This window comes from Pseudomonas sp. GL-R-26, assembly GCF_019947365.1.
Taxonomy (GTDB): Bacteria; Pseudomonadota; Gammaproteobacteria; order Pseudomonadales; family Pseudomonadaceae; genus Aquipseudomonas.
On the sequence record NZ_JAGYGI010000017.1, the window covers coordinates 12363 to 32014 of the forward strand.

At 60.9% G+C, this 19652-nt stretch carries 23 protein-coding genes; 11 read left to right on the forward strand and 12 right to left on the reverse strand.

Going from position 1 to position 19652, the window contains the following annotated elements:
• Positions 1-22: 22 nt before the first annotated feature.
• The 6 genes from KGA96_RS18365 to KGA96_RS18395 form a co-directional block, all read right to left on the reverse strand.
• A complete protein-coding gene (locus tag KGA96_RS18365; protein ID WP_046037735.1) occupies positions 23-733 on the reverse strand; it encodes a response regulator in 711 nt (236 codons plus the stop codon).
• A gap of 412 nt (positions 734-1145) precedes the next feature.
• Complete coding sequence (gene rluB, locus KGA96_RS18370) at positions 1146-2366, reverse strand: 23S rRNA pseudouridine(2605) synthase RluB (protein ID WP_046037736.1); 1221 nt, start codon at positions 2364-2366, stop codon at positions 1146-1148.
• Between the two features lie 295 nt (positions 2367-2661).
• Positions 2662-3651 carry an SMC-Scp complex subunit ScpB gene (gene scpB / locus KGA96_RS18380; protein ID WP_046037737.1) on the reverse strand — a complete coding sequence of 330 codons (990 nt, stop codon included), beginning with the start codon at positions 3649-3651 and terminating at the stop codon, positions 2662-2664.
• Positions 3652-3662: 11 nt separating this feature from the next.
• Positions 3663-4421 (reverse strand): segregation and condensation protein A, encoded by a 759-nt coding sequence (locus tag KGA96_RS18385; RefSeq protein WP_172435389.1) that lies wholly within the window; start codon positions 4419-4421, stop codon positions 3663-3665.
• Positions 4422-4481: 60 nt separating this feature from the next.
• Positions 4482-5111: an L-threonylcarbamoyladenylate synthase gene (locus KGA96_RS18390; protein ID WP_032829738.1), complete on the reverse strand. Its 630-nt coding sequence runs from the start codon at positions 5109-5111 to the stop codon at positions 4482-4484.
• A gap of 13 nt (positions 5112-5124) precedes the next feature.
• Positions 5125-5988, reverse strand: coding sequence for a PHP domain-containing protein (locus KGA96_RS18395; protein ID WP_046037738.1), 864 nt, complete (start codon positions 5986-5988; stop codon positions 5125-5127).
• An 87-nt stretch (positions 5989-6075) separates the two neighbouring features.
• Between KGA96_RS18395 and KGA96_RS18400 the strand changes: the two genes are divergently transcribed.
• The 6 genes from KGA96_RS18400 (at position 6076) to KGA96_RS18425 (ending at position 10358) form a co-directional block, all read left to right on the forward strand.
• Positions 6076-6672 carry a septation protein A gene (locus KGA96_RS18400; RefSeq protein ID WP_046037739.1) on the forward strand — a complete coding sequence of 199 codons (597 nt, stop codon included), beginning with the start codon at positions 6076-6078 and terminating at the stop codon, positions 6670-6672.
• 1 nt (position 6673) lies between these two features.
• Entirely contained in the window at positions 6674-6973 is a 300-nt protein-coding gene (locus tag KGA96_RS18405; protein WP_046037740.1) for a YciI family protein, read from the forward strand.
• 123 nt (positions 6974-7096) lie between these two features.
• A complete protein-coding gene (locus tag KGA96_RS18410; RefSeq protein ID WP_046037741.1) occupies positions 7097-7510 on the forward strand; it encodes a translation initiation factor 2 in 414 nt (137 codons plus the stop codon).
• Positions 7511-7517: 7 nt separating this feature from the next.
• Positions 7518-8195: a response regulator transcription factor gene (locus tag KGA96_RS18415; protein WP_007984138.1), complete on the forward strand. Its 678-nt coding sequence runs from the start codon at positions 7518-7520 to the stop codon at positions 8193-8195.
• Between the two features lie 134 nt (positions 8196-8329).
• Positions 8330-8779 (forward strand): Spy/CpxP family protein refolding chaperone, encoded by a 450-nt coding sequence (locus KGA96_RS18420; protein ID WP_046037742.1) that lies wholly within the window; start codon positions 8330-8332, stop codon positions 8777-8779.
• 235 nt (positions 8780-9014) lie between these two features.
• Positions 9015-10358, forward strand: a complete 1344-nt coding sequence (locus KGA96_RS18425; protein ID WP_046037743.1) for a sensor histidine kinase — start codon at positions 9015-9017, stop codon at positions 10356-10358.
• A 14-nt stretch (positions 10359-10372) separates the two neighbouring features.
• Here the strand turns inward: KGA96_RS18425 and KGA96_RS18430 are convergent, their stop codons facing one another.
• Positions 10373-10939 (reverse strand): NAD(P)H nitroreductase, encoded by a 567-nt coding sequence (locus KGA96_RS18430; RefSeq protein ID WP_046037744.1) that lies wholly within the window; start codon positions 10937-10939, stop codon positions 10373-10375.
• A gap of 121 nt (positions 10940-11060) precedes the next feature.
• On the opposite strand from KGA96_RS18430, the gene KGA96_RS18435 reads away from it, so the two are divergent.
• Positions 11061-12515 (forward strand): TrkH family potassium uptake protein, encoded by a 1455-nt coding sequence (locus KGA96_RS18435; protein ID WP_046037745.1) that lies wholly within the window; start codon positions 11061-11063, stop codon positions 12513-12515.
• Here the strand turns inward: KGA96_RS18435 and KGA96_RS18440 are convergent.
• Positions 12472-13533 (reverse strand): AraC family transcriptional regulator, encoded by a 1062-nt coding sequence (locus KGA96_RS18440; RefSeq protein ID WP_080925245.1) that lies wholly within the window; start codon positions 13531-13533, stop codon positions 12472-12474. The genes KGA96_RS18435 and KGA96_RS18440 overlap by 44 nt on opposite strands.
• A gap of 159 nt (positions 13534-13692) precedes the next feature.
• On the opposite strand from KGA96_RS18440, the gene KGA96_RS18445 reads away from it, so the two are divergent.
• On the forward strand, positions 13693-14004 hold the full coding sequence (locus KGA96_RS18445) for a DUF962 domain-containing protein (RefSeq protein ID WP_046037747.1): 312 nt from the start codon (positions 13693-13695) through the stop codon (positions 14002-14004).
• 27 nt (positions 14005-14031) lie between these two features.
• Positions 14032-14610, forward strand: a complete 579-nt coding sequence (locus tag KGA96_RS18450) for an HD domain-containing protein (RefSeq protein WP_046037748.1) — start codon at positions 14032-14034, stop codon at positions 14608-14610.
• Between the two features lie 174 nt (positions 14611-14784).
• Here the strand turns inward: KGA96_RS18450 and KGA96_RS18455 are convergent, their stop codons facing one another.
• Positions 14785-15600 carry a UDP-2,3-diacylglucosamine diphosphatase gene (locus tag KGA96_RS18455; RefSeq protein ID WP_046037749.1) on the reverse strand — a complete coding sequence of 272 codons (816 nt, stop codon included), beginning with the start codon at positions 15598-15600 and terminating at the stop codon, positions 14785-14787.
• 134 nt (positions 15601-15734) lie between these two features.
• On the opposite strand from KGA96_RS18455, the gene KGA96_RS18460 reads away from it, so the two are divergent.
• Positions 15735-16493, forward strand: a complete 759-nt coding sequence (locus KGA96_RS18460; RefSeq protein WP_223514180.1) for a helix-turn-helix transcriptional regulator — start codon at positions 15735-15737, stop codon at positions 16491-16493.
• 77 nt (positions 16494-16570) lie between these two features.
• Entirely contained in the window at positions 16571-17464 is an 894-nt protein-coding gene (locus tag KGA96_RS18465; RefSeq protein ID WP_046037751.1) for a DMT family transporter, read from the forward strand.
• On the opposite strand, the gene KGA96_RS18470 is transcribed toward KGA96_RS18465, so the two are convergent.
• The 3 genes from KGA96_RS18470 to KGA96_RS18480 all read right to left on the reverse strand — a co-directional run bounded on the left by KGA96_RS18470 (position 17458) and on the right by KGA96_RS18480 (position 19594).
• A complete protein-coding gene (locus tag KGA96_RS18470) occupies positions 17458-17745 on the reverse strand; it encodes a SelT/SelW/SelH family protein (protein WP_046037752.1) in 288 nt (95 codons plus the stop codon). The two genes, KGA96_RS18465 and KGA96_RS18470, sit on opposite strands and share 7 nt — an antisense overlap.
• Positions 17746-17778: 33 nt before the next feature.
• Positions 17779-19032, reverse strand: coding sequence for a hypothetical protein (locus tag KGA96_RS18475; RefSeq protein WP_046037753.1), 1254 nt, complete (start codon positions 19030-19032; stop codon positions 17779-17781).
• A gap of 127 nt (positions 19033-19159) precedes the next feature.
• Positions 19160-19594: a MarR family transcriptional regulator gene (locus KGA96_RS18480; protein WP_007984163.1), complete on the reverse strand. Its 435-nt coding sequence runs from the start codon at positions 19592-19594 to the stop codon at positions 19160-19162.
• Positions 19595-19652: the final 58 nt, after the last annotated feature.

The following is a 19652-nucleotide window of genomic DNA, read 5'->3' on the forward strand; positions in this document are numbered from 1 at the left end:
GCACTCAAGTAACCGCAAGCGCTTATCGCCCGTTACTTGTCTTACCGTTGTCATTCAAGTCGCGGCGTTGAAGAACACCACATAAGCCAGGTATATGGTCACTCTCCCAATGCCGTCTCACTGCTGCGACTGCCTGCGTCCGGTTACGAACGCGTAGCTTGTACATGACATTCGTCATGTAGTGCTTGATGGTCTTCTCGCAGAGCTCGAGCTTGATAGCAACCTCGCGGTTAGTCAGGCCCTTCGATACCTCCCGGATAACTTGTTCCTCGCGATGGGTCAGTTCGACCTTTTGCTTATCAGCCGCGTGTTTTGCGAAATTGCTTAACAGCTTGCTGGCAAGCTTGGGTGTAATGAAGGTTTCACCACCGGCAACATTTCTGATGGCTTGTACAAGCTCACGACCGCTTATGCCTTTCAACACATATCCCTGCGCACCCGCCTCGAGGGCGGTATAGGCGTCCTCGATGGACTCGGATACCGTCAGCATCAAAATTTTAACTGCGGGCGAAGAAGTTGAGATCGCTCGCACGGCAGCAAAGCTATCGCCCGGCATATTTACATCCATCAGCAAAACATCCGGAGCAAAACGAGCGGCAATTTCCAGGGCATCCTCGGCAGACGCCCCCTGCTCGACCACCTGAAAGTCAGCGACTTTCTTCAGTGCCATTGTGACCCCATCCCTTAACAGCGGGTGATCATCAACGATGCCAATCTTGATCATGGAACTCATAGGAACTCCTCATAAGAGGCGATGGAGCTGCATGTTGGTGTCGCGCCTTTCATTTTTCACCCCTCGCGTCATGCCGAATCCGGCAAGCCCCGCCGTCTCCATGATGTCCGGGACTACAGCGGTGCGAGTACCAGGGGGTGGTGCAACTAATGAGCCATTTCAATAAAGCGAAGAAAAAGTTCAAATGAATTAACAGGCTGTTTTTGAGTGCTTCAAGCGAGAGAAAGGTGTGGGAGGGAAGATTCCTCAAATTAGGTGGTAAACCCCCGGCTGGGTGGGTGAAATGCCCCATTTATGGAGAGGGTAGCGGGCCTGTTTCACTGACCGATTTTGGTAGGGACTGCAAAAAAAAACGCCAACCCGAAGGTTGGCGTTTTTACTTTTCGCTCGCAGCTCGAAGCTTACCGCTGCCTCACTCCGGCTTGCGACGACCGAAGCCCGGACGCTGGCCGGAACCGGCCGGTGCGCCACGGCGCTTGCCCGATGGCGTGTCGCTGTCGACCAGTTTGATCCCCGGACGCTTAGGCGCAGGCTTGGCCGGGCGCTTGGTGTCGGCCGGGCGATCGGCTACCGGCGTACCACGACCTTCGCCACGCTCGGTACGGCCATTGGCCGGACGTGGCGTGCGTGGACCGCGTTCGCCGTCCTGACGGGCAGCAGGCTTGCGCCCTGGACGTTCGCCTTCGATCTGCGGCTCGCGGCTGGCACGCGGCGCGGCAGGTGCGGAGGCTGCACCAGTGGCAGGACGCAGGGTACGCACGCGCTCGGTCTTGGCCATTGGACGCGACGACTTGCGCTGCATCCGGTCAAGCTTGTCTTTGCTCTTGGCGTTCATCTGCGGCATTGCGACCGGCGTCAGGCCGACCTCGGCACTCAGAACGTCGACTTCGTACTGGCTCATTTCGCGCCAGCGGCCCATCGGCAGGTCGGAGTTGAGGAACACCGGGCCGAAACGCACGCGCTTCAGACGGCTGACCACCAGGCCCTGGGATTCCCACAGGCGACGAACTTCGCGGTTACGGCCTTCCATCACCACGCAGTGGTACCAATGGTTGAAACCTTCACCACCTGGCGCCTGCTTGATGTCGGTGAACTTGGCCGGGCCATCTTCAAGGACAACGCCCGCCTTCAGGCGCTCGATCATCTCGTCATCGACTTCGCCACGCACACGTACCGCGTATTCACGGTCCATTTCGTAGGAAGGGTGCATCAGGCGGTTGGCCAGTTCACCGTCGGTGGTGAACATCAGCAGACCGGTGGTGTTGATGTCCAGGCGACCGATGTTGATCCAGCGACCCTCTTTAGGGCGCGGCATCTTGTCGAACACGGTCGGACGGCCTTCCGGATCGACACGGGTGCAGATCTCGCCGTCGGGCTTGTTGTACATGATCACGCGGCGCACCGACTCGGCGGCCTCTTCGCGCTTGATCACCTTGCCATCGATGGTGATGGCGTCGTGCATGTCGACGCGCTGGCCAAGGGTGGCGTCTTTGCCGTTGACCTTGATGCGGCCGTGGCTGATCCAGGCTTCCACGTCACGGCGCGAGCCGACGCCGATACGGGCGAGGACTTTCTGCAGTTTTTCGCCTGCTGGGCCGATTGGCTGGTCGTCTTGCTGGTCTTTGATACTCATCTGGGCACCTCCCGGTGTGGTCTGAAAACTGGGTACTTGGGCGAAGGGATCGCCGAAGGGTCGCGAATCATACGCGCATGAGGGCGTTTGCGCATCAGAGACTAGCTGATCAAGGCAAGGTTATTTGTTTTTCCGCTGGCCGGTGGTTCGTAGCTTTGCGGTGAACACAATTCCCCTGTGGGAGCGGGCTTGCTCGCGAAGGCGGCAGGTCAGCCAACAAAGATGTCGTCTGACACGCCCTCTTCGCGAGCAAGCCCGCTCCCACAATGGATCTCCACAGTTCCCAAGATTCGTATCAGTCTTCGAATTGGTGACGCTCGGCTTCGATGGCTTCGGCCAGGGCGCGGGCCTCGGCCTCTTCGTCCGAAAGCTCCGGCTCGGGTTTGGGCTGTTCGAGGGCGGCAACGGCGGCCAGGAGTTTTTCCCGGGCTTCGGCAACGCCGAGGATGTCGTCTTCTTGCTCCGGTTCAATTTCCGGCTCAGGCTCGCCTTCCGGTTCAGGCTCGGGCTGTGCCGCTTCGACTTCTGGCTCGATGACCGACTGTTCCGGATCGAACTCAGGCGACGCGCCATCACGAAGCAAGTCGTCGAAGTCGGTCTTGATCCCCTCCTCCATGCTGTCCAGTTCCAGCAACAGCGTATGGAAACTGGTCTCTTCCTTGGGCTCTTCCGGCTCGGCGCTGGCGTCGGCCAACTCTTGCAGCCCGGCGGGTACGGGGGCGTCGTCGAAGTCGAGCACCGGATCGGGCTCCAGCTCGCGCAGTTCCGCGAGCGGCGGCAGGTCGTCGAGGTTCTTCAGGTTGAAGTGATCGAGGAACGCCTTGGTGGTGGCGAACATCGCCGGTTTGCCGGGCACGTCGCGGTAGCCGACGATGCGGATCCACTCGCGCTCCATCAAGGTCTTGACGATATTGCTGTTGACCGCCACGCCCCGCACGTCTTCGATTTCGCCACGGGTGATCGGCTGGCGATAGGCAATCAGCGCCATGGTTTCCAGCATGGCCCGGGAGTAACGCTGCGGGCGCTCCTCCCACAGACGTCCGACCCACGGCGCAAACTTCTCGCGAATCTGCAGGCGATACCCCGAGGCCACTTCCTTGAGTTCAAAGGCGCGGCCATCGCAGGACTTGGCGAGAATCGTCAGGGCCTTCTTGAAGACCGGCGGTTCCGGGCGCTCGCCTTCCTCGAAGAGTTCGAACAGGCTTTCCAAAGATTGCGGCTTTCCCGAGGCCAACAGAAAGGCTTCAAGCAAGGGTGCCAGATCACGGGGTTCAGTCAGGTTCATGTTTCGACTCGTTATTCGGCTCGGGCTCGCACGTGGATCGCGGCAAATGGCTCATTCTGCACCAGCTCGACCAGGGATTCCTTGACCAGTTCAAGGATCGCCATAAAGGTCACCACCACCCCCAGGCGCCCTTCTTCAGCGGTGAACAGCTCGACAAACGGCACGAAACCGCCGCCCTTGAGGCGCTCCAGCACATCGCTCATGCGCTCGCGGGTCGACAGCGCCTCGCGGCTGACCTGATGGCTTTCGAACATGTCGCCACGACGCAAGACCTCGGCCATCGACAGCAGCAACTCGGACAGACGCACGTCTGGTAGCAGCTTGCGCGCCCGGGCTTCCGGAGCGTCAAGCTTGGGCACCACCACATCACGGCCGACGCGGCTCAGGCCATCGATGCCTTCGGCGGCAGCCTTGAAACGCTCGTATTCCTGCAAGCGGCGGATCAGTTCGGCGCGCGGGTCTTCCTCTTCGTCTTCGACGGTTTCGGCCCGTGGCAGCAGCATCCGCGACTTGATCTCGGCCAGCATCGCGGCCATCACCAGGTATTCGGCGGCCAGTTCCAGGCGCACCGACTGCATCAGTTCGACGTAGCCCATGTACTGGCGAGTGATTTCCGCCACCGGGATGTCGAGGATGTTGATGTTCTGTTTGCGGATCAGGTACAGCAACAGGTCGAGCGGGCCTTCGAACGCCTCGAGAAAGACCTCGAGGGCATCCGGCGGGATGTACAGGTCCAGCGGCATTTCCATGACCGCCTGGCCATAGACCATGGCGAAGGGCAGTTCCTGCTGGGCTCCGGCCTGACTGTCGACGGGTTCTACTGCGGACATCTAGGCCTCGACCATGAACGGCGCAGGGTCGCCGCAACCAACGCGAATGACTTCCGGCTCGCCGTCGGCGAGGCTGATCACGGTGGACGCCTTGATCCCGCCGAAACCGCCGTCGATGATCAGATCGACCTGGTGTTCGAGCAACTGGCGCATTTCGTGCGGGTCGCTCAACGGATCTTCATCGCCGGGCATGATCAGGGTCACGCTCATCAATGGCTCACCCAGTTCAGCCAGCAACGCCAGGGCAATCGGGTGGCTCGGCACACGCAGGCCGATGGTGCGTTTCTTCGGGTGCAACAACAGCCGCGGCACTTCGCGGGTGGCGTTGAGAATGAAGGTATACGGCCCCGGCAGATGGGCCTTGAGAATGCGGAACGTGCCGGTGTCGATCTTGGCGAACAGGCCCAATTGCGACAGATCGCTGCAGATCAACGCGAAGTTGTGTTTTTCATCCAGCTGTCGCAGGCGCCGAACGCGCTCCACGGCCACCTTGTCGCCGATCTGGCAACCTATGGCGTAGGAAGAGTCTGTGGGATAAATCACCACCCCGCCCTTGCGGATGATTTCGACTGCCTGTTTGATCAGGCGCGCTTGCGGGTTTTCCGGATGAATCTGGAAAAATTGACTCACATTCTCTACCTGTTCAGACGGCGGCAATAACTGGGTCATGTTTGAATCGACACCATAGCGGCGGCAGATCCTCCGGGAGTGGCCGGTATTCACCGATCTCCGACCAGCCTCCAGGGCCATGAAAATCACTGCCGGCGCTGACCAGCAGACCGAATTCGCGGGCCAGAATGGCCAGGCTGCCCACTTGCTCGGCAGGCTGGTAACCATTGACCACTTCGATGGCGTGGCCCCCTGCTTGAATATAGTCGGCAATCAGACGACGACGCTTGCTTCGGGTGAATTCGTAGTGCCACGGGTGTGCCAGGCTGACCCAGGCCTTGGCCGCACGCAGGGTTTCGACGGTTTCTTCCAGGGTCGGCCAGTGTTGCTTGACGTCGCCCAACTTGCCGGCGCCCAGCCATTTGCGGAACGCCTCGGCGCGGTCCTTGACGAAACCTTCACGCACCATCCAGTCGGCGAAATGCGGGCGGGCCGGCGCGTTACCGCTGTCGCCCAGCTCCTGCTGGATCTCCCGGGCGCCATCCAGCGCCCCCGGCATGCCTTTGAGCGCCAGTTTGCGGCTGATTTCCTCGGAGCGTAGCCAGCGGCCATCATGCAATCTGGCGATGGCCTCGACCAACGGCGCGGCGTTCACGTCAAAACCGTAGCCCAGGACATGAATGGTCGCGCCGCCCCAGGTGCAGGACAATTCGACGCCGTTGACCAGTTGCATCCCCAGCGCGGTAGCCGCATGCCGGGCCTCGTCGAGGCCCTCGAGGGTGTCGTGATCGGTCAAGGCCAGGACTCGCACGCCTTTCTCGAACGCCCGCGCCACCAGAACCGCAGGCGCCAGGGCGCCATCGGAGGCCGTGCTATGGCAGTGCAAATCAACATTCACAGGGCTTTGTAACCTCAAATCAGCTGGCGCTATCGCGCGCCCATATGTTTGTTATTATGCCGCCACATCCTGCTTCTGGCTGCCACTGTGAAACAATTCATCGATTTCATCCCGCTCCTGCTGTTTTTCATCGTCTTCAAAATCGACCCACGGGTCGTCGACATCGCCGGTCATGAGATCACTGTAGGCGGTATTTACAGCGCCACCGCGATGCTGATCGTCAGCTCCCTGGTGGTCTACGGCACACTGTTCATCAAGCAGCGCAAGCTGGAGAAGAGCCAGTGGTTGACCCTGATCGCCTGCCTGGTCTTCGGCAGCCTGACGCTCGCGTTCCACAGCGAGACGTTCCTGAAGTGGAAAGCCCCGGTGGTCAACTGGCTGTTCGCCCTGGCGTTCATCGGCAGCCACTTCGTCGGTGACAGCCTGCTGATCAAACGCATCATGGGCCACGCGTTGACCTTGCCGGAGCCGGTCTGGACGCGCCTGAACATCGCCTGGATCGCCTTCTTCCTGTTTTGCGGTGCCGCCAACCTGTTTGTCGCGTTCACCTTCCAGAGCTACTGGGTCGACTTCAAGGTCTTCGGCAGCCTGGGCATGACTTTACTGTTCCTGGTCGGCCAGGGCATCTACCTGTCCCGCCATCTGCACGATGCCGACACCACAACGCCAAAAACCGAGGACTGACATGCTTTACGCAATCATTGCCACAGACGTCGCCAACTCCCTGGAAGCCCGCCTGGCCGCACGGCCTGCACACCTGGAGCGCCTGCAAGTGCTCAAGGGCGAAGGTCGCATCGTATTGGCCGGCCCACACCCGGCGATCGACAGCAATGATCCGGGCGCGGCGGGTTTCACCGGCAGCCTGATCGTTGCCGAATTCGATTCCCTGAGCGCCGCCCAGTCCTGGGCCGACGCCGATCCGTACATCGCTGCAGGCGTCTACGCCAACGTTCTGGTCAAGCCGTTCAAGCAAGTCCTGCCGTAACTTTCTTCTTTCAAATGCCCCCACGCGGTGAACCATATCGGTTCATCGCGTTCTCAATCGCTCATTATTCTCGTTTGCCGGCCGACAACTTTCCCAATACTCGTATTGGAACCAGGAGTCGCCATGCGCAAGGGTCCGTTGTGCCTGATGTTGGTCACGTTGTCGATCGTGGCGCCCGCCCACGGTGAAGAATCCGCCGAGGGTGGTAACTCGACGCCGCTTTCCTTGAGCGCCGGTAGCCAGATCACCGAGCTGCAGCAACGCTTGAAAGAAAGCGAACGGCAACGGGAAGAACTGAACAAGCAATTGCAAACTGTCGATGGCGAACGCGAAAGCCCGCTGCTGGCCCGGTTGCGTCAGGAGAACCAGCGTTTGAAGCTGCAACTCAAGGAGGCCCAGGCCAGCAGTCCCCTGCCGCGCCTGCTGACCGACCAGCAACAATGGTTCGTCATTGGCGCCGGGGTAGCGCTATTGGCTCTGCTCTGCGGTATCTTCGCCAGTGGAGCAAGTCGAAAACGTCGACAATGGCTAAATTGAGTGAGTCATGAGCGAGCTGTTACTTATTGATGATGACCAGGAGCTGTGTGAGCTCCTGAGCAGTTGGCTGAGCCAGGAAGGGTTTCAGGTGCGTGCCTGTCACGACGGCCAGAGCGCACGCCGTGCACTGGCCGAAACCGCCCCGGCGGCCGTGGTGCTCGATGTGATGCTGCCCGATGGCAGCGGTCTGGAACTGCTCAAGCAGTTGCGCAGCGATCATCCGGATTTGCCGGTGTTGATGCTCTCGGCCCGGGGCGAGCCCCTGGACCGTATCCTCGGCCTGGAACTCGGCGCCGACGATTACCTGGCCAAACCCTGCGACCCACGGGAACTGACCGCCCGCCTGCGCGCAGTCCTGCGTCGTAGCCACCCGGCAGCGGTGTCCAGCCAGATGGAACTGGGCGACCTGTGTTTCAGCCCGGTGCGCGGCGTGGTCAGCATCGACGAACAGGAATTCACCCTCACCGTCTCCGAAAGCCGCCTGCTCGAAGCCCTGCTCAAGCAACCCGGCGAGCCCCTGGACAAACAGGAGCTCGCGCAGATCGCCCTGGGCCGCAAGCTGACCCTGTACGACCGCAGCCTGGACATGCACGTCAGCAACCTGCGCAAGAAGATCGGCCCACACCCCGATGGCCGACCGCGCATCGTCGCCCTGCGCAGTCGCGGCTACTACTACAGCCTCTGATCCCTGTAGGGTTTGTCAGGTCGGCGGGAAATCGTCTTTACCCAAGCTTTACCCTCCGCTGACCGCCGCTGACCTTGATCTGCGTAATCTGTACTCATCCGGAACGTACCGGGAACGAGACAAGGAGATACACCATGCGCAAGACTCTTATCGCTCTGATGTTCGCTGCTGCCCTGCCGACCGTTGCCATGGCCATGCCTGAAGGCGCAGGCCCGATGGATGGGTCGATGGACGGTTCGCGCCACGGCGGTCAGATGCACGGCATGCACGGCAAAGGCCCGTACAGTGAACTGGACCTGAGCCGCGAACAGCGCGAGCAGATCCGCAAGATCATGGGCGAACAGATGCACGAGCGTAAGCAACTGGTCGAGAAGTACCTGGAGAAGCTCTCGCCAGCCGACCAGAAAGCCATGAAGGACGAGATGGCCGCCAACCACAAGAAGGCTGAAGCGGACGTGCGCGCCTTGCTGAAACCGGATCAACAGAAGAAATTCGACGAGATCCAGAAAAAACAGGCTGAACGCCGCGCCGAGTGGGCCGAGTTCAAGGCCTGGAAAGCGCAACAACCGCAAAAGGCGCAATAATGCGCTAACCCCGGACCCAACGGTTTTTCACCGCTGGGTCTGGCACCACACAATTCACTGTGGGAGCGAGCTTGTGTGGCGAGGGGGCTTGCCCCCGTTCGGCTGCGAAGCAGTCGTAAACCCGTTACATGCGGTTTAACGTTGAAATGCCGGGGCCGCTTCGCGACCCAACGGGGGCAAGCCCCCTCGCCACGGGCTCGCTCCCACATTAGTTGCGCTTGTTCGAGGATTTTCCGTGCGTTCATTGTTCTGGCGTATCCTGGCCAGCTTCTGGCTGGCCATCGCTCTGGTTGCAGGGCTTTCCATCCTGCTCGGGCACATGCTCAACCAGGACGCCTGGATTCTCAGCCGCCACCCGGGCCTCAACACGCTGGCCGAAGAGTGGACGCAAACCTACGAAAGCCAGGGCGAAGACGCCGCCCAGGACATTCTCCAGCAACGCAAACGCCAGTATCACATCGACGTTCAGGTGCTTAACGAAAGCGGCGATCCGGTTGTGCGCGGCACGTTCCCGAAACGTGCGGCGGCCTTTGAGGCCCGCCAGAACAACGAGGACCGGCGCCTGCCATGGCGGCGTCTGACCGATGAATTCACCAGCGAAAAAACCGGTGACACTTACCTGTTCATCTACCGCATTCCGCACCCGGAACTGGACGCCTGGCACCGCGAAAGCCTGCTCTGGCCGCTCAGTGCGCTGGGGATCGCCCTGGTGGTGCTGACCCTGTTCAGCCTGCTGGTGACCTTTTCCATCACTCGCCCGCTCAGCCGTCTGCGCGGCGCGGTGCATGACCTGGGACAAACCACCTATCAACAAAACAGCCTGGTCAAGCTGGCCAACCGTCGCGATGAGTTCGGCGTCCTGGCCAACGACTTCAACCGCATGGGCGCGCGCTTGCAAAGCCTGATTGGCAGTCAGCGGCAACTGCTGCGGGATGTTTCCCACGAACTGCGCTCGCCCCTCGCCCGTCTGCGTATCGCGCTGGCACTGGCCGAACGGGCCACCCCTCAGGAGCGGGAACAGCTGTGGCCGCGCCTGACCCGCGAGTGCGACCGACTGGAAGCGCTGATCAGCGAAATCCTGGTACTGGCGCGGGTCGACTCCGATAACGCCAGTGCAGAAGAGGTGGACCTGAACGCCTTGCTCAATACCCTGCAAAAGGATGCGCAACTCGGTTCACCCGAGCAACTCGTCCACCTCGAAGCCGAATCGCAACTGAATATGAAGGGATGGCCGACCATGATCGAACGGGCCGTGGACAATCTGCTGCGCAATGCCCAGCGTTTCAATCCGGTGGGTGGCCTGCCGATCGAAATGCAGGCGCTGCGCCAGGGTGAGCGGATCGTCGTGACCGTGCGCGATCACGGACCGGGGGTCAGTGTCGAATATTTGAGCCAGCTCGGTGAGCCGTTCTATCGGGCCCCGGGGCAGACCGCAGCCGGACACGGCCTGGGCCTGGCCATCGCCCGCCGAGCGGCGGAGCGCCATGGCGGCAGCCTGGTGCTGGCCAATCACCCGGAAGGCGGGTTCATTGCCAGCCTGGAATTGCCGTTGGTGCCGGGGGCCGTGGTTCAGCCCTGATCCAATGTGGGGTGTCAGGCCTTACCCGGCCAGGCACTGACGAATTCGGCCAGATCGACTTTCTCGGCCACTCGCGGTTCTTTCTGCGGTGTGCCCAGATACAGGAAAGCAATCACCTCTTCCCCCTCCGCCAAACCCAAGCCCTTGGCCACATGGGCCGAGTAAGCCAGGTCACCGGTACGCCACACCGCGCCGATGCCCTGCGCATAGGCCGCCAGCAAAATCCCGTGGGCCGCACAGCCCGCCGCCAGTAACTGCTCGGACTTCGGATACTTGACGTGATCCTGCACGCAAGCGATCACAACTACCACCAACGGTGCCCGCAGCGGACCATTGCGCGCCTTGTCGATGGCCGCTTCGCCGACTTCGCTGTCTTGCAGTTTCGCCGCTTCGGCCAGCAACTCGCCCATTTGCTCACGCGCCGCGCCTTCCACCGTCAGGAAACGCCAAGGCTGCAAGTGACCGTGATCCGGGGCGCGCATGGCGGCGCCAAACAGCACCTCGCGCTGCTCGGCAGTGGGTGCAGGGTCAATCAGTCGTGGAACGGAAACACGGTTGAGCAAAGCGTCGAGAGCCTGCATCGGCCACCTCCTGAAAAATTTGTGCGGCTATTCTAGCGGTAACTGCCGCAGCAGTGCCGGTTTACATGCCCTGCCTCGCAGGTAGAATGGCGCCCTTTCCACTATCAGCCGAGCGGACCTCATGGCGTTGCCGACCTTACGGATCATTGGTTTCATCATCGGCATCTTCCTGATAACGCTGGCGATCTCCATGGTCGTACCCATGGCCACGCTGGTCATTTTCGACCGTACCAGCGATCTGCCGTCGTTCCTCTGGGCCAGCATGATCACCTTTGTCGCCGGTTTGGCGCTGGTGATTCCGGGGCGCCCCGAACACATTCACCTGCGCCCCCGGGACATGTACTTGCTGACCGTCAGCAGTTGGCTGGTGGTGTGCATCTTCGCCGCGCTGCCGTTCCTGCTGACCCAGCACATCAGCTACACCGATTCATTCTTCGAAAGCATGTCCGGCATCACCGCCACGGGCGCAACCGTACTCAGCGGCCTGGACACCATGTCCCCCGGCATCCTGATGTGGCGCTCGTTGCTGCACTGGCTCGGCGGCATCGGCTTCATCGGCATGGCGGTGGCGATCCTGCCGCTGTTGCGCATCGGTGGCATGCGGCTGTTCCAGACCGAATCGTCGGACCGCTCGGAAAAAGTCATGCCCCGCTCGCACATGGTGGCGCGGCTGATCGTGGCGACCTACGTCGGCATCACCATTGTCGGCAGCCTGGCGTTCTGGTGGGCCGGGATGAGCCTGTTCGACGCCATCAACCACGCGATGTCGGCGATTTCCACCGGTGGCTTCTCCACCTCCGACCAGTCTTTGGCCAAGTGGCCGCAACCGGCGGTGCATTGGGTCGCGATCGTCATCATGATTCTCGGTGCCCTGCCGTTCACACTGTATGTCGCCACGTTGCGTGGTAACCGTCGGGCGCTGATCAAGGATGAACAGGTTCAAGGCCTGCTCGGCATGCTGCTGGTGACCTGGCTGGTGCTCGGCACCTGGTATTGGTGGACTACCCAGCTGCATTGGCTGGAGGCGTTGCGGCATGTGGCGCTGAATGTGACGTCGGTGGTGACCACCACCGGTTTTGCGCTGGGGGACTACAGCCTCTGGGGCAATTTCTCGCTGATGCTGTTCTTCTACCTGGGGTTTGTCGGCGGTTGCTCCGGCTCGACCGCGGGCGGGATCAAGATTTTCCGCTTCCAGGTGGCCTATATCCTGCTCAAGGCCAACCTTAACCAGCTGATTCACCCGCGGGCGGTGATCAAGCAGAAGTACAACGGTCACCGCCTCGACGAAGAAATTGTGCGTTCGATCCTGACCTTTTCGTTCTTCTTTGCGATCACCATCTGCGTGATTGCGCTACTGCTGTCGCTGCTCGGCGTGGACTGGATGACCGCCCTCACCGGCGCGGCCAGTACCGTGTCCGGTGTCGGCCCGGGGCTCGGCGAGACCATCGGTCCGGCGGGCAACTTCGCCACCCTGCCGGATGCCGCCAAGTGGATTCTCTCGTTCGGCATGCTGCTGGGCCGGTTGGAGATCATTACGGTGTTTGTGCTTTGTATTCCGGCATTTTGGCGTCATTGACCGCGTCAGGTGCTTGCAACAGCCGCATCCGGTACTCGCCGGGTGTGGCATCGAACCAGCGCCGAAAAGCACGGAAAAAGTTGCTCGGATCGGCAAACCCCAGCAAGTAGGCAATTTCCAGCAAGGTCATGGTCGGTTGCGCCAGGTACTGCTCGGCCAGTTCGCGCCGGGTATCGTCCAGCAGCGCCTGAAAACTCGTGCCCTCTTCCTGCAAGCGCCGTTGCAAGGTGCGCTGGGACAGATGCAGCGTCTGCGCCACGGTGTCGCGCTTGGGCTCGCCTTGGGGCAGCAGGCGGCACAACACCTGCCGCGCCTTGTGGGTCACGCGGCTTTCGGAAAAGCGCGCCAGGTACTCGCCGGCAAAGCGGTCATGCAGCAATGCCATGGCCTCGTTGGCCGTCGGCAGCGGCGCTTCCATATCGGCGCGTTCGAAAATCAGCGCATCGTAAGGCGCGTTGAACACCAGCGGTGCATGGAAGGCTTGTCTATAGGGTTCCAGGTTGGCCGGCTCGGCGCCTTGCACCAACACTTTGCGGGGTTGCAACGTACGCCCGGTCAACCAGCTGCACAGCGCCAAGGCACAGGCCAGTGACGCTTCGGCGCTTTGCCGGGTCGGTGGCAGATGATCGCCATGCACCGTCAGAATCAGTGCATAGCCTTCTTCCAGCAGCTGGAAACTCAGGTCGGCACTTTCGGCGATGATCCGCTGATAGCGCACCAGTCGCTGAAAGCCTTCGGCCAAAGTCTGGCTGGACATCAAGGCGTAGCCGGTCACATGAAACTGCGCCGGTCGCACCACCTTGCCCATGTTCAGGCCGATGGCCGGATTGCCGGACAGCTCGACCGCGCGCTGCCACAGCCGTGTCATGGAATCTTGCGGGAAGCGTGCGTCCGGATCATCCAGTGCCGCGTAGTCGAGCCCCAGCTGCTTGAACAGAGCCCGGCAATCCAGGCCGTCCATCTCCAGCGCTTTGACAATCCCCATCGCCCAGCTTGCAGAAGTCGTTCGTTCGCTCATGGCGTTTTCTTACATGGTGGCCGAGTGCTACGGCTATTGACCGAAGGATACTAAAGTGGCGCCTATTGTCACTGGCTGATGCCATTGATCACTCTAGACTCAATTAAGCTACCCGCAGAACAACTTGCAGCAAGAACAATAACCACAGAGATCGCTGTCGTGGAAAACGTCAAACGATTCAACAGCTTCGCTGAGTTCTATCCTTACTACCTCAGTGAGCACAGCAACAGCACCTGCCGCCGTTTACACTTTATCGGCACGACCCTGGTTATCTTGATTCTGACGCTGACCATTGGTCGCGGAGCCTGGATGCTATTGTGGGCCCTGCCACTGGCAGGCTACAGCTTTGCCTGGGTCGGGCATTTCTACTTCGAGAAGAACCGCCCGGCAACCTTCCAACACCCCTTCTATAGCCTGTTCGGTGATTTTGTCATGTACCGGGACATGGTCCTGGGGCGCGTTCCGTTCTAGCTGACTTGCGTCACAAGAGAGTTGCCGATGAATGCCAATGCCCGCTTCACCCACTTGAAGGACGGCACACAGGAGGACTGGGCAATTATCGCCGCGGACTTCAGTGCCTACGCAAGACAATTGCCTGCACGGATTGTGGCGCACCTGAAGTTGCTGGAGGGTGATTTTGGCGGGTTCCCGGTGGATCGCCTGACCCACTCCCTGCAAACCGCCACCCGCGCCTGGCGTGATGGCCGCGACGAAGAGTACGTGGTCTGCGCCCTGCTCCACGATATCGGCGACACCCTGGGTACTTACAATCACCCGGACATCGCAGCGGCGATCCTCAAGCCGTTTGTCAGCGCCGAGAACTTGTGGATGGTGGAAAAGCACGGGATTTTCCAGGGCTACTACTTCTTCCATCACCTGGGCATGGACCGGCATCTGCGTGAGCAATTCCAGGACCATCCGCAGTACCAGACGACCGCCGAATTCTGCGCCAAATACGATGCGGCCGCGTTTGACCCGGCGTACGACACGCTGCCGTTGAGCTTTTTCGAGCCGATGATGGAGCGGTTGTTTGCGCACCCCAGGGACTCGATCTACAAGGCGGCGATGGAAGAGTAATCGCCAGCCTCATGACCTATGGCGACCGTTGTGGCGAGGGGGCTTGCCCCCGTTGAGCTGCGCAGCAGCCCTAAAACCATTCACCACGGAACGTCGATAGATCGGCACTTATAGGTTTACGGCGGCTTCGCCACCGAACGGGGGCAAGCCCCCTCGCCACAAAAAACAAATCAATCAAGCCAACTCCGTAACCCTGGCCGCCTTCAACTGCGCCTCGCGCGCCTGGGCATCCGCCAGGCGATACAACTCGATCGAACCATCCCAGTGCTCGATCAGCGCGGTGCATGATTCCACCCAGTCGCCGCAATTGAGGTAGTCCACCTCGCCGACCTTGCGAATCTCGGCATGGTGAATGTGCCCGCACACCACGCCGTGCAGCTCGCGCTTGACGCATTCATGGGCGATGGCTTCTTCGAAGTCGCTGATGAAGCTGACCGCGGTTTTTACCTTGTGCTTGAGGTAGGCCGACAGCGACCAGTAGCCGTAGCCATATCGCGCGCGCCAATGATTGAGCCAGCGGTTGAGGGTCAGGGTGAATTCGTAGGCCGAGTCACCGAGAAACGCCAGCCAGCGATGGTAACGGGTGATCACATCGAACTGGTCGCCATGGATCACCAGCAGATGTCGGCCGTCGGCGGTGACGTGCACGGCTTCGTCGACCAACTGGATGTTGCCCAGAATCAGCTTAGAATAGCGGCGCAGGAATTCGTCGTGGTTACCGGTGACATAGATCACCTCGGTGCCGCGCTTGCTCATGGTCAGCAGGCGACGGATGACGTTAGTGTGCGCTTGCGGCCAGTACATGCCGCCGCGCAGTTTCCAGCCGTCGATGATGTCGCCGACCAGGTAGATCTTGTCCGCGTGATAGCCCTTGAGAAACTGCGACAGGTGTTCAGCCTGGCAATCCCGGGTGCCCAAATGCACGTCGGAAATCCATAAAGTCCGTACGCGTTGCTTACGGGTGGGTTTGGCGAGCTCGGCGCTGGTCATGGGCAACCCTCTGGCAAGTTTTGCCAAGTCTGCCCCGAGCCGGTTAATGGTCCATGACAGCGTCAAGTCAGTCCTGTGACAGCGCTTGCAGGCCCGCTCGGTGTAGACTGACGCCCTGAGCCGGGAGACCCGCGATGAGACCGATCCTCACGCTTCGCCAATACAGCCACGACCTGATCGTCCACAGCCACGAACACGCGCAACTGGTGTTCGGGCTTTCTGGCGCCCTGGATTTCGAGGTCGACGGGCGTGGCAGCCAGGTGGTCCGGCAGAGTTTCGTGGTGGTGCCCTCCGGAGCGCATCACGCGTGTGGCAGCGCCAATGGCAGCCGCTGCCTGGTGCTGGATGTGCCAAGCGAACAATGGGTTGCCCAGTCGTTGGGCGATCACGCCGAGCCCAGCCGACGCCTGCTCGACAACGCCGGGCGCCTGCCCCTGAATGCCGGGCAAAGCCAATTGGTCAGTTGGCTGGCGAACAGTCCGGTGGATGATCCGCTGATCGCTCAACAAGGCGCGGTGCTGTTGCTGGCCAGTCTCAACAACGTCAGGCCCGAAGCCGTCGGCGGTCGGCGTCTGCCCTATGCGGCGCTGGACGCGCACATCGATCAGTACGCGGCATACCCGCTGCAAGTGGCCGACCTGGCCCGGGTCGCCGGCCTTTCCAGTGCCCGTCTGCATGCACGGTTCGTGGCCGAATGCGGGCAAACGCCGATGGACTATATCCGCAGCCGACGCCTGAACATCGCGGTGGGCTTGCTGCGCAACTCGGCGCTGCCCATCGGCGAAATTGCCAGCCGCGTCGGATACAGCTCCCAGAGTGCCTTCGCGGCGGCGGTGCTGCGCGAGTTCGGGGCATCGCCCGGAAAACTGCGGCGCGAGGGTGGCGACAAATAACGCGAGTTTGCCGACAGACTTGATGGGCCATTACGCGCTTCAATGAGGCCTCTGTTCGTTTGTCGTTAAGGATTGCAATGACTCCCCGTACCGCCCTTGGCGCCTTGCATATAGGCGCATTGATGTTCGGCCTGACCGGCGTGTTCGGCAAACTGGCCGCCGCGTCCCCGGCGATCATCGTGTTCGGCCGTGCCGCCTTTGCCGTGCTCGCGCTGACGTTTTTTGCACGGTTCGCCAGCCAGACGCGCTGGCAGAAACTTGAGGCCGTGGACTGGCGCCGGCTGCTGCTCAGCGGCCTGTTGCTGGCCGGACACTGGGTGAGCTTCTTCATTGCCGTGAAAGTCGCAGGCGTGGCGATTGCGACGCTCGGTTTCGCCAGCTTCCCGGCCTTTACCGTGATCCTCGAAGGGTTGATCTTCCGCGAGCGCATTCGCGCCAATGAAATTGTGCTGGTGCTGCTGGTGAGTGTCGGGCTGGTGCTGGTCACGCCTGATTTTGACCTGGCCAGCGGCGCCACCACCGGCCTGCTGTGGGCCGTGGGTTCCGGATTGTTGTTCGCCCTGTTGTCACTGACCAACCGTGCCAGCTCCGGGCGAGTCCCGCCGGTACAGGCGGCGCTGTGCCAGAACGTGGTGGTTGCCCTGTGCCTGCTGCCAGTGGCAGCGCCTCAATTGAGCGAAGTGCGCGCCATCGACTGGCTGTGGATCGGCCTGCTCGGTGTGTTCTGTACCGGTATCGCCCACAGCCTGTTCGTCGCCAGCCTCGCAGTGATCAAGGCACGCACCGCCGCAGTGGTGTTCGCCCTGGAGCCGGTCTACGGCATCACCGTCGCCTGGCTGCTGTTCAACGAAAACCCGACCCTGCGCATGTTGCTGGGGGGCGCGCTGATCATTGTGGCGATTGTGGCGTCCAGTCGGTTCTCAAGTGGCACAAGCAAGAAAGCCGTTGCAGCCGAGGCGACGTCTCACTGAGTGCGGTCGTTGTGTCCCAGGTCGCGGTTCGGGTCGATCTGGTCGCGGACTCGCTGCTTGAGCACTTTGGCCTCGGGGAAGCCACCGTCCACCTTGCGCTCCCAGATCTGCACAGCGTCACAGTAAATATGAAAGACCCCGCCGGTGCCCGGCACCAGGGAGACTTTGCCCAGGTCATCACCAAAGGTGCTGAGCAGTTCCTGGGCCAGCCAGGCCGCACGCAACAGCCACTGGCATTGCGTGCAATAGGTGATGATGATTTCCGGTTTGCTGACGGTCATGATGGGACGTGACTCCAGAGTTTGACGACGCCGCTATGATAGCCCGACCGGAGGCTGACGAGATGGCGGAGCGAGTTGCACCTCCAATTCGAACCCAGGCTCGATCATGGCCAGAGTTGCCGGCTGCGGGTTCTCGCTTGGGTTGATCGCGTCCCAACTCGACGCCATGGACAGCTCCTCCAGATTGAGCCGGTACTCATCGTCAGTGGCGGATTCACCGGATATCGCCAGACCCGGAACCACCGCCACGGCAGCAGCGACCGGGATGAAATGACGGTTGTCGACCCGCTCAAGCTCATCGTTGGCCGGCACCCCGTCGCGATGCGCAGTGGATGGTTGCACGACGGGGGGCCACATCACTGGCTCGGTAAAGAGCTCAGCCAGCGGTTCATGCTCCGACTGCAGCGCCTCTGACACTGCGGTCTGATGCTGCTGGCGTCGGTGGCGAACAAACCAGCCCAGCGCCAGCAATACTATCAGCGCCGACACGCTGGCGATTGGTAGCCAGCCAATTCCGGGGTTTTCAGCACTGATGGGGGCTGGCGCCACTGCGTCGGATGTAATGGGTTGCGCCTTTACCTTCTTGAGCTCCGCCAGTTGGATTTGCAGCTCGGCCAACTGTTTTTTCTGGCCGGCGATCAGCTCATCCTGGCCTTGAAGCTTCGCGTTGAGCTCATCGACAGTGGTTTGCAACTCGTGGTTTTGCAGGGTGCTGGCGGCCAGTTGCTCGACAGCAGGATCAACCATGGCGACGTCCGGTTCTGGCGTCGTTCTGGCCACGGGGGACGGCGATACGACCGGTTGAACATTGGGGAATGCGGACGCCGGGGAGCTGGAAACCGCTTCATCGGTGGCGGGAACAACCCCTGGCGCGCCCGGCGGATCGATAAGTACCGTGTACTCGCGCAGCAATCGCCCATTAGGCTGATTAAGCTGCACGAGAAAATTCAGGAAGGGTTCACTGACCGGTTTGCCGGAGGTCACCTGAATCACGCTGCGATTACCACGCAGGACCGGGGTGAACTTCAGGTTGTTGAGGAAAAATACCCGGTCGACCCCGGCACGGCTGAACTCGTCCGCCGTTGCCAGGCTCACCGACAGTTCGTTCTCCTCCAGGCCTGCGGCATCCACCAGTGCGATATCGGCACGCAGCGGTTGATTCAGCGCCGAATGCAGGGTGATTTCACCCAGGCCCAGCGCAGGCGCCCATGCCGAGTAAGTGACCGCGCCCCCGGCCAGCAACCACTGAGAAACACCGCGTAAAACCAATCGCCAACACTTGAGCATGAGCATCCTTGAGATCTACAGAAACCATCCGCACGGGTTCGTACATCCGTTACGAACACGATATTGCCGAGTAGTTCTTATAGCCTGCCCAATGCGGTCTCTCAGAAGCCTGGCGTTCGGTTATGCCTCAAGACTTTTCAAGGTTGCCCAGGATGTGCCCGTGAACCCGCATGCACACCTTCAAATCCGCCTCATCGACGCCTTCGAACAGTTCGTGACGCAGTTGCGTGGCAATGGTTTCAATTTGTTCGATCAGGGGACGCGCCGGGGCGCAGAGCACAATTTTCTTCGCACGACGGTCTTCCAGCACCGCCTGGCGTTGCACCAGGCCCTGGCTTTCCAGGCTGTCGAGCAAACGGGCCAAGGTCGGACCTTCGACGCCAACGCTTTGTGCCAGCTCACGCTGGGTCGGTGCTTCTTCGAATCGTGCCAGATGCAGCAGCACCAGCCAGCGCGCCTGGGACAAGCCCATGCCCGCCAGTCGGCGGTCCAGTTCGGCACGCCAGCCACGGGACATCTGGGCCAATTGCATGCCAAAGCGGTGTTGATCGGTTAACGGCATAAAACACTCATGATTAGACTGAAATAAATAAAAACTAATTATTAGTCAGCTAAGCATG

Excerpts from the sequence above, each read along its gene's own strand:
- KGA96_RS18365 (WP_046037735.1), bottom strand. The coding sequence starts at position 733 with ATGAGTTCCATGATCAAGATTGGCATCGTTGATGATCACCCGCTGTTA.
- rluB (WP_046037736.1), bottom strand. The coding sequence starts at position 2,366 with ATGAGTATCAAAGACCAGCAAGACGACCAGCCAATCGGCCCAGCAGGC.
- scpB (WP_046037737.1), bottom strand. The coding sequence starts at position 3,651 with ATGAACCTGACTGAACCCCGTGATCTGGCACCCTTGCTTGAAGCCTTT.
- KGA96_RS18385 (WP_172435389.1), bottom strand. The coding sequence starts at position 4,421 with ATGGTCTATGGCCAGGCGGTCATGGAAATGCCGCTGGACCTGTACATC.
- KGA96_RS18405 (WP_046037740.1), top strand. The coding sequence starts at position 6,674 with ATGCTTTACGCAATCATTGCCACAGACGTCGCCAACTCCCTGGAAGCC.
- KGA96_RS18410 (WP_046037741.1), top strand. The coding sequence starts at position 7,097 with ATGCGCAAGGGTCCGTTGTGCCTGATGTTGGTCACGTTGTCGATCGTG.
- KGA96_RS18415 (WP_007984138.1), top strand. The coding sequence starts at position 7,518 with ATGAGCGAGCTGTTACTTATTGATGATGACCAGGAGCTGTGTGAGCTC.
- KGA96_RS18420 (WP_046037742.1), top strand. The coding sequence starts at position 8,330 with ATGCGCAAGACTCTTATCGCTCTGATGTTCGCTGCTGCCCTGCCGACC.
- KGA96_RS18430 (WP_046037744.1), bottom strand. The coding sequence starts at position 10,939 with ATGCAGGCTCTCGACGCTTTGCTCAACCGTGTTTCCGTTCCACGACTG.
- KGA96_RS18435 (WP_046037745.1), top strand. The coding sequence starts at position 11,061 with ATGGCGTTGCCGACCTTACGGATCATTGGTTTCATCATCGGCATCTTC.
- KGA96_RS18440 (WP_080925245.1), bottom strand. The coding sequence starts at position 13,533 with ATGAGCGAACGAACGACTTCTGCAAGCTGGGCGATGGGGATTGTCAAA.
- KGA96_RS18450 (WP_046037748.1), top strand. The coding sequence starts at position 14,032 with ATGAATGCCAATGCCCGCTTCACCCACTTGAAGGACGGCACACAGGAG.
- KGA96_RS18455 (WP_046037749.1), bottom strand. The coding sequence starts at position 15,600 with ATGACCAGCGCCGAGCTCGCCAAACCCACCCGTAAGCAACGCGTACGG.
- KGA96_RS18460 (WP_223514180.1), top strand. The coding sequence starts at position 15,735 with ATGAGACCGATCCTCACGCTTCGCCAATACAGCCACGACCTGATCGTC.
- KGA96_RS18465 (WP_046037751.1), top strand. The coding sequence starts at position 16,571 with ATGACTCCCCGTACCGCCCTTGGCGCCTTGCATATAGGCGCATTGATG.
- KGA96_RS18470 (WP_046037752.1), bottom strand. The coding sequence starts at position 17,745 with ATGACCGTCAGCAAACCGGAAATCATCATCACCTATTGCACGCAATGC.
- KGA96_RS18475 (WP_046037753.1), bottom strand. The coding sequence starts at position 19,032 with ATGCTCAAGTGTTGGCGATTGGTTTTACGCGGTGTTTCTCAGTGGTTG.
- KGA96_RS18480 (WP_007984163.1), bottom strand. The coding sequence starts at position 19,594 with ATGCCGTTAACCGATCAACACCGCTTTGGCATGCAATTGGCCCAGATG.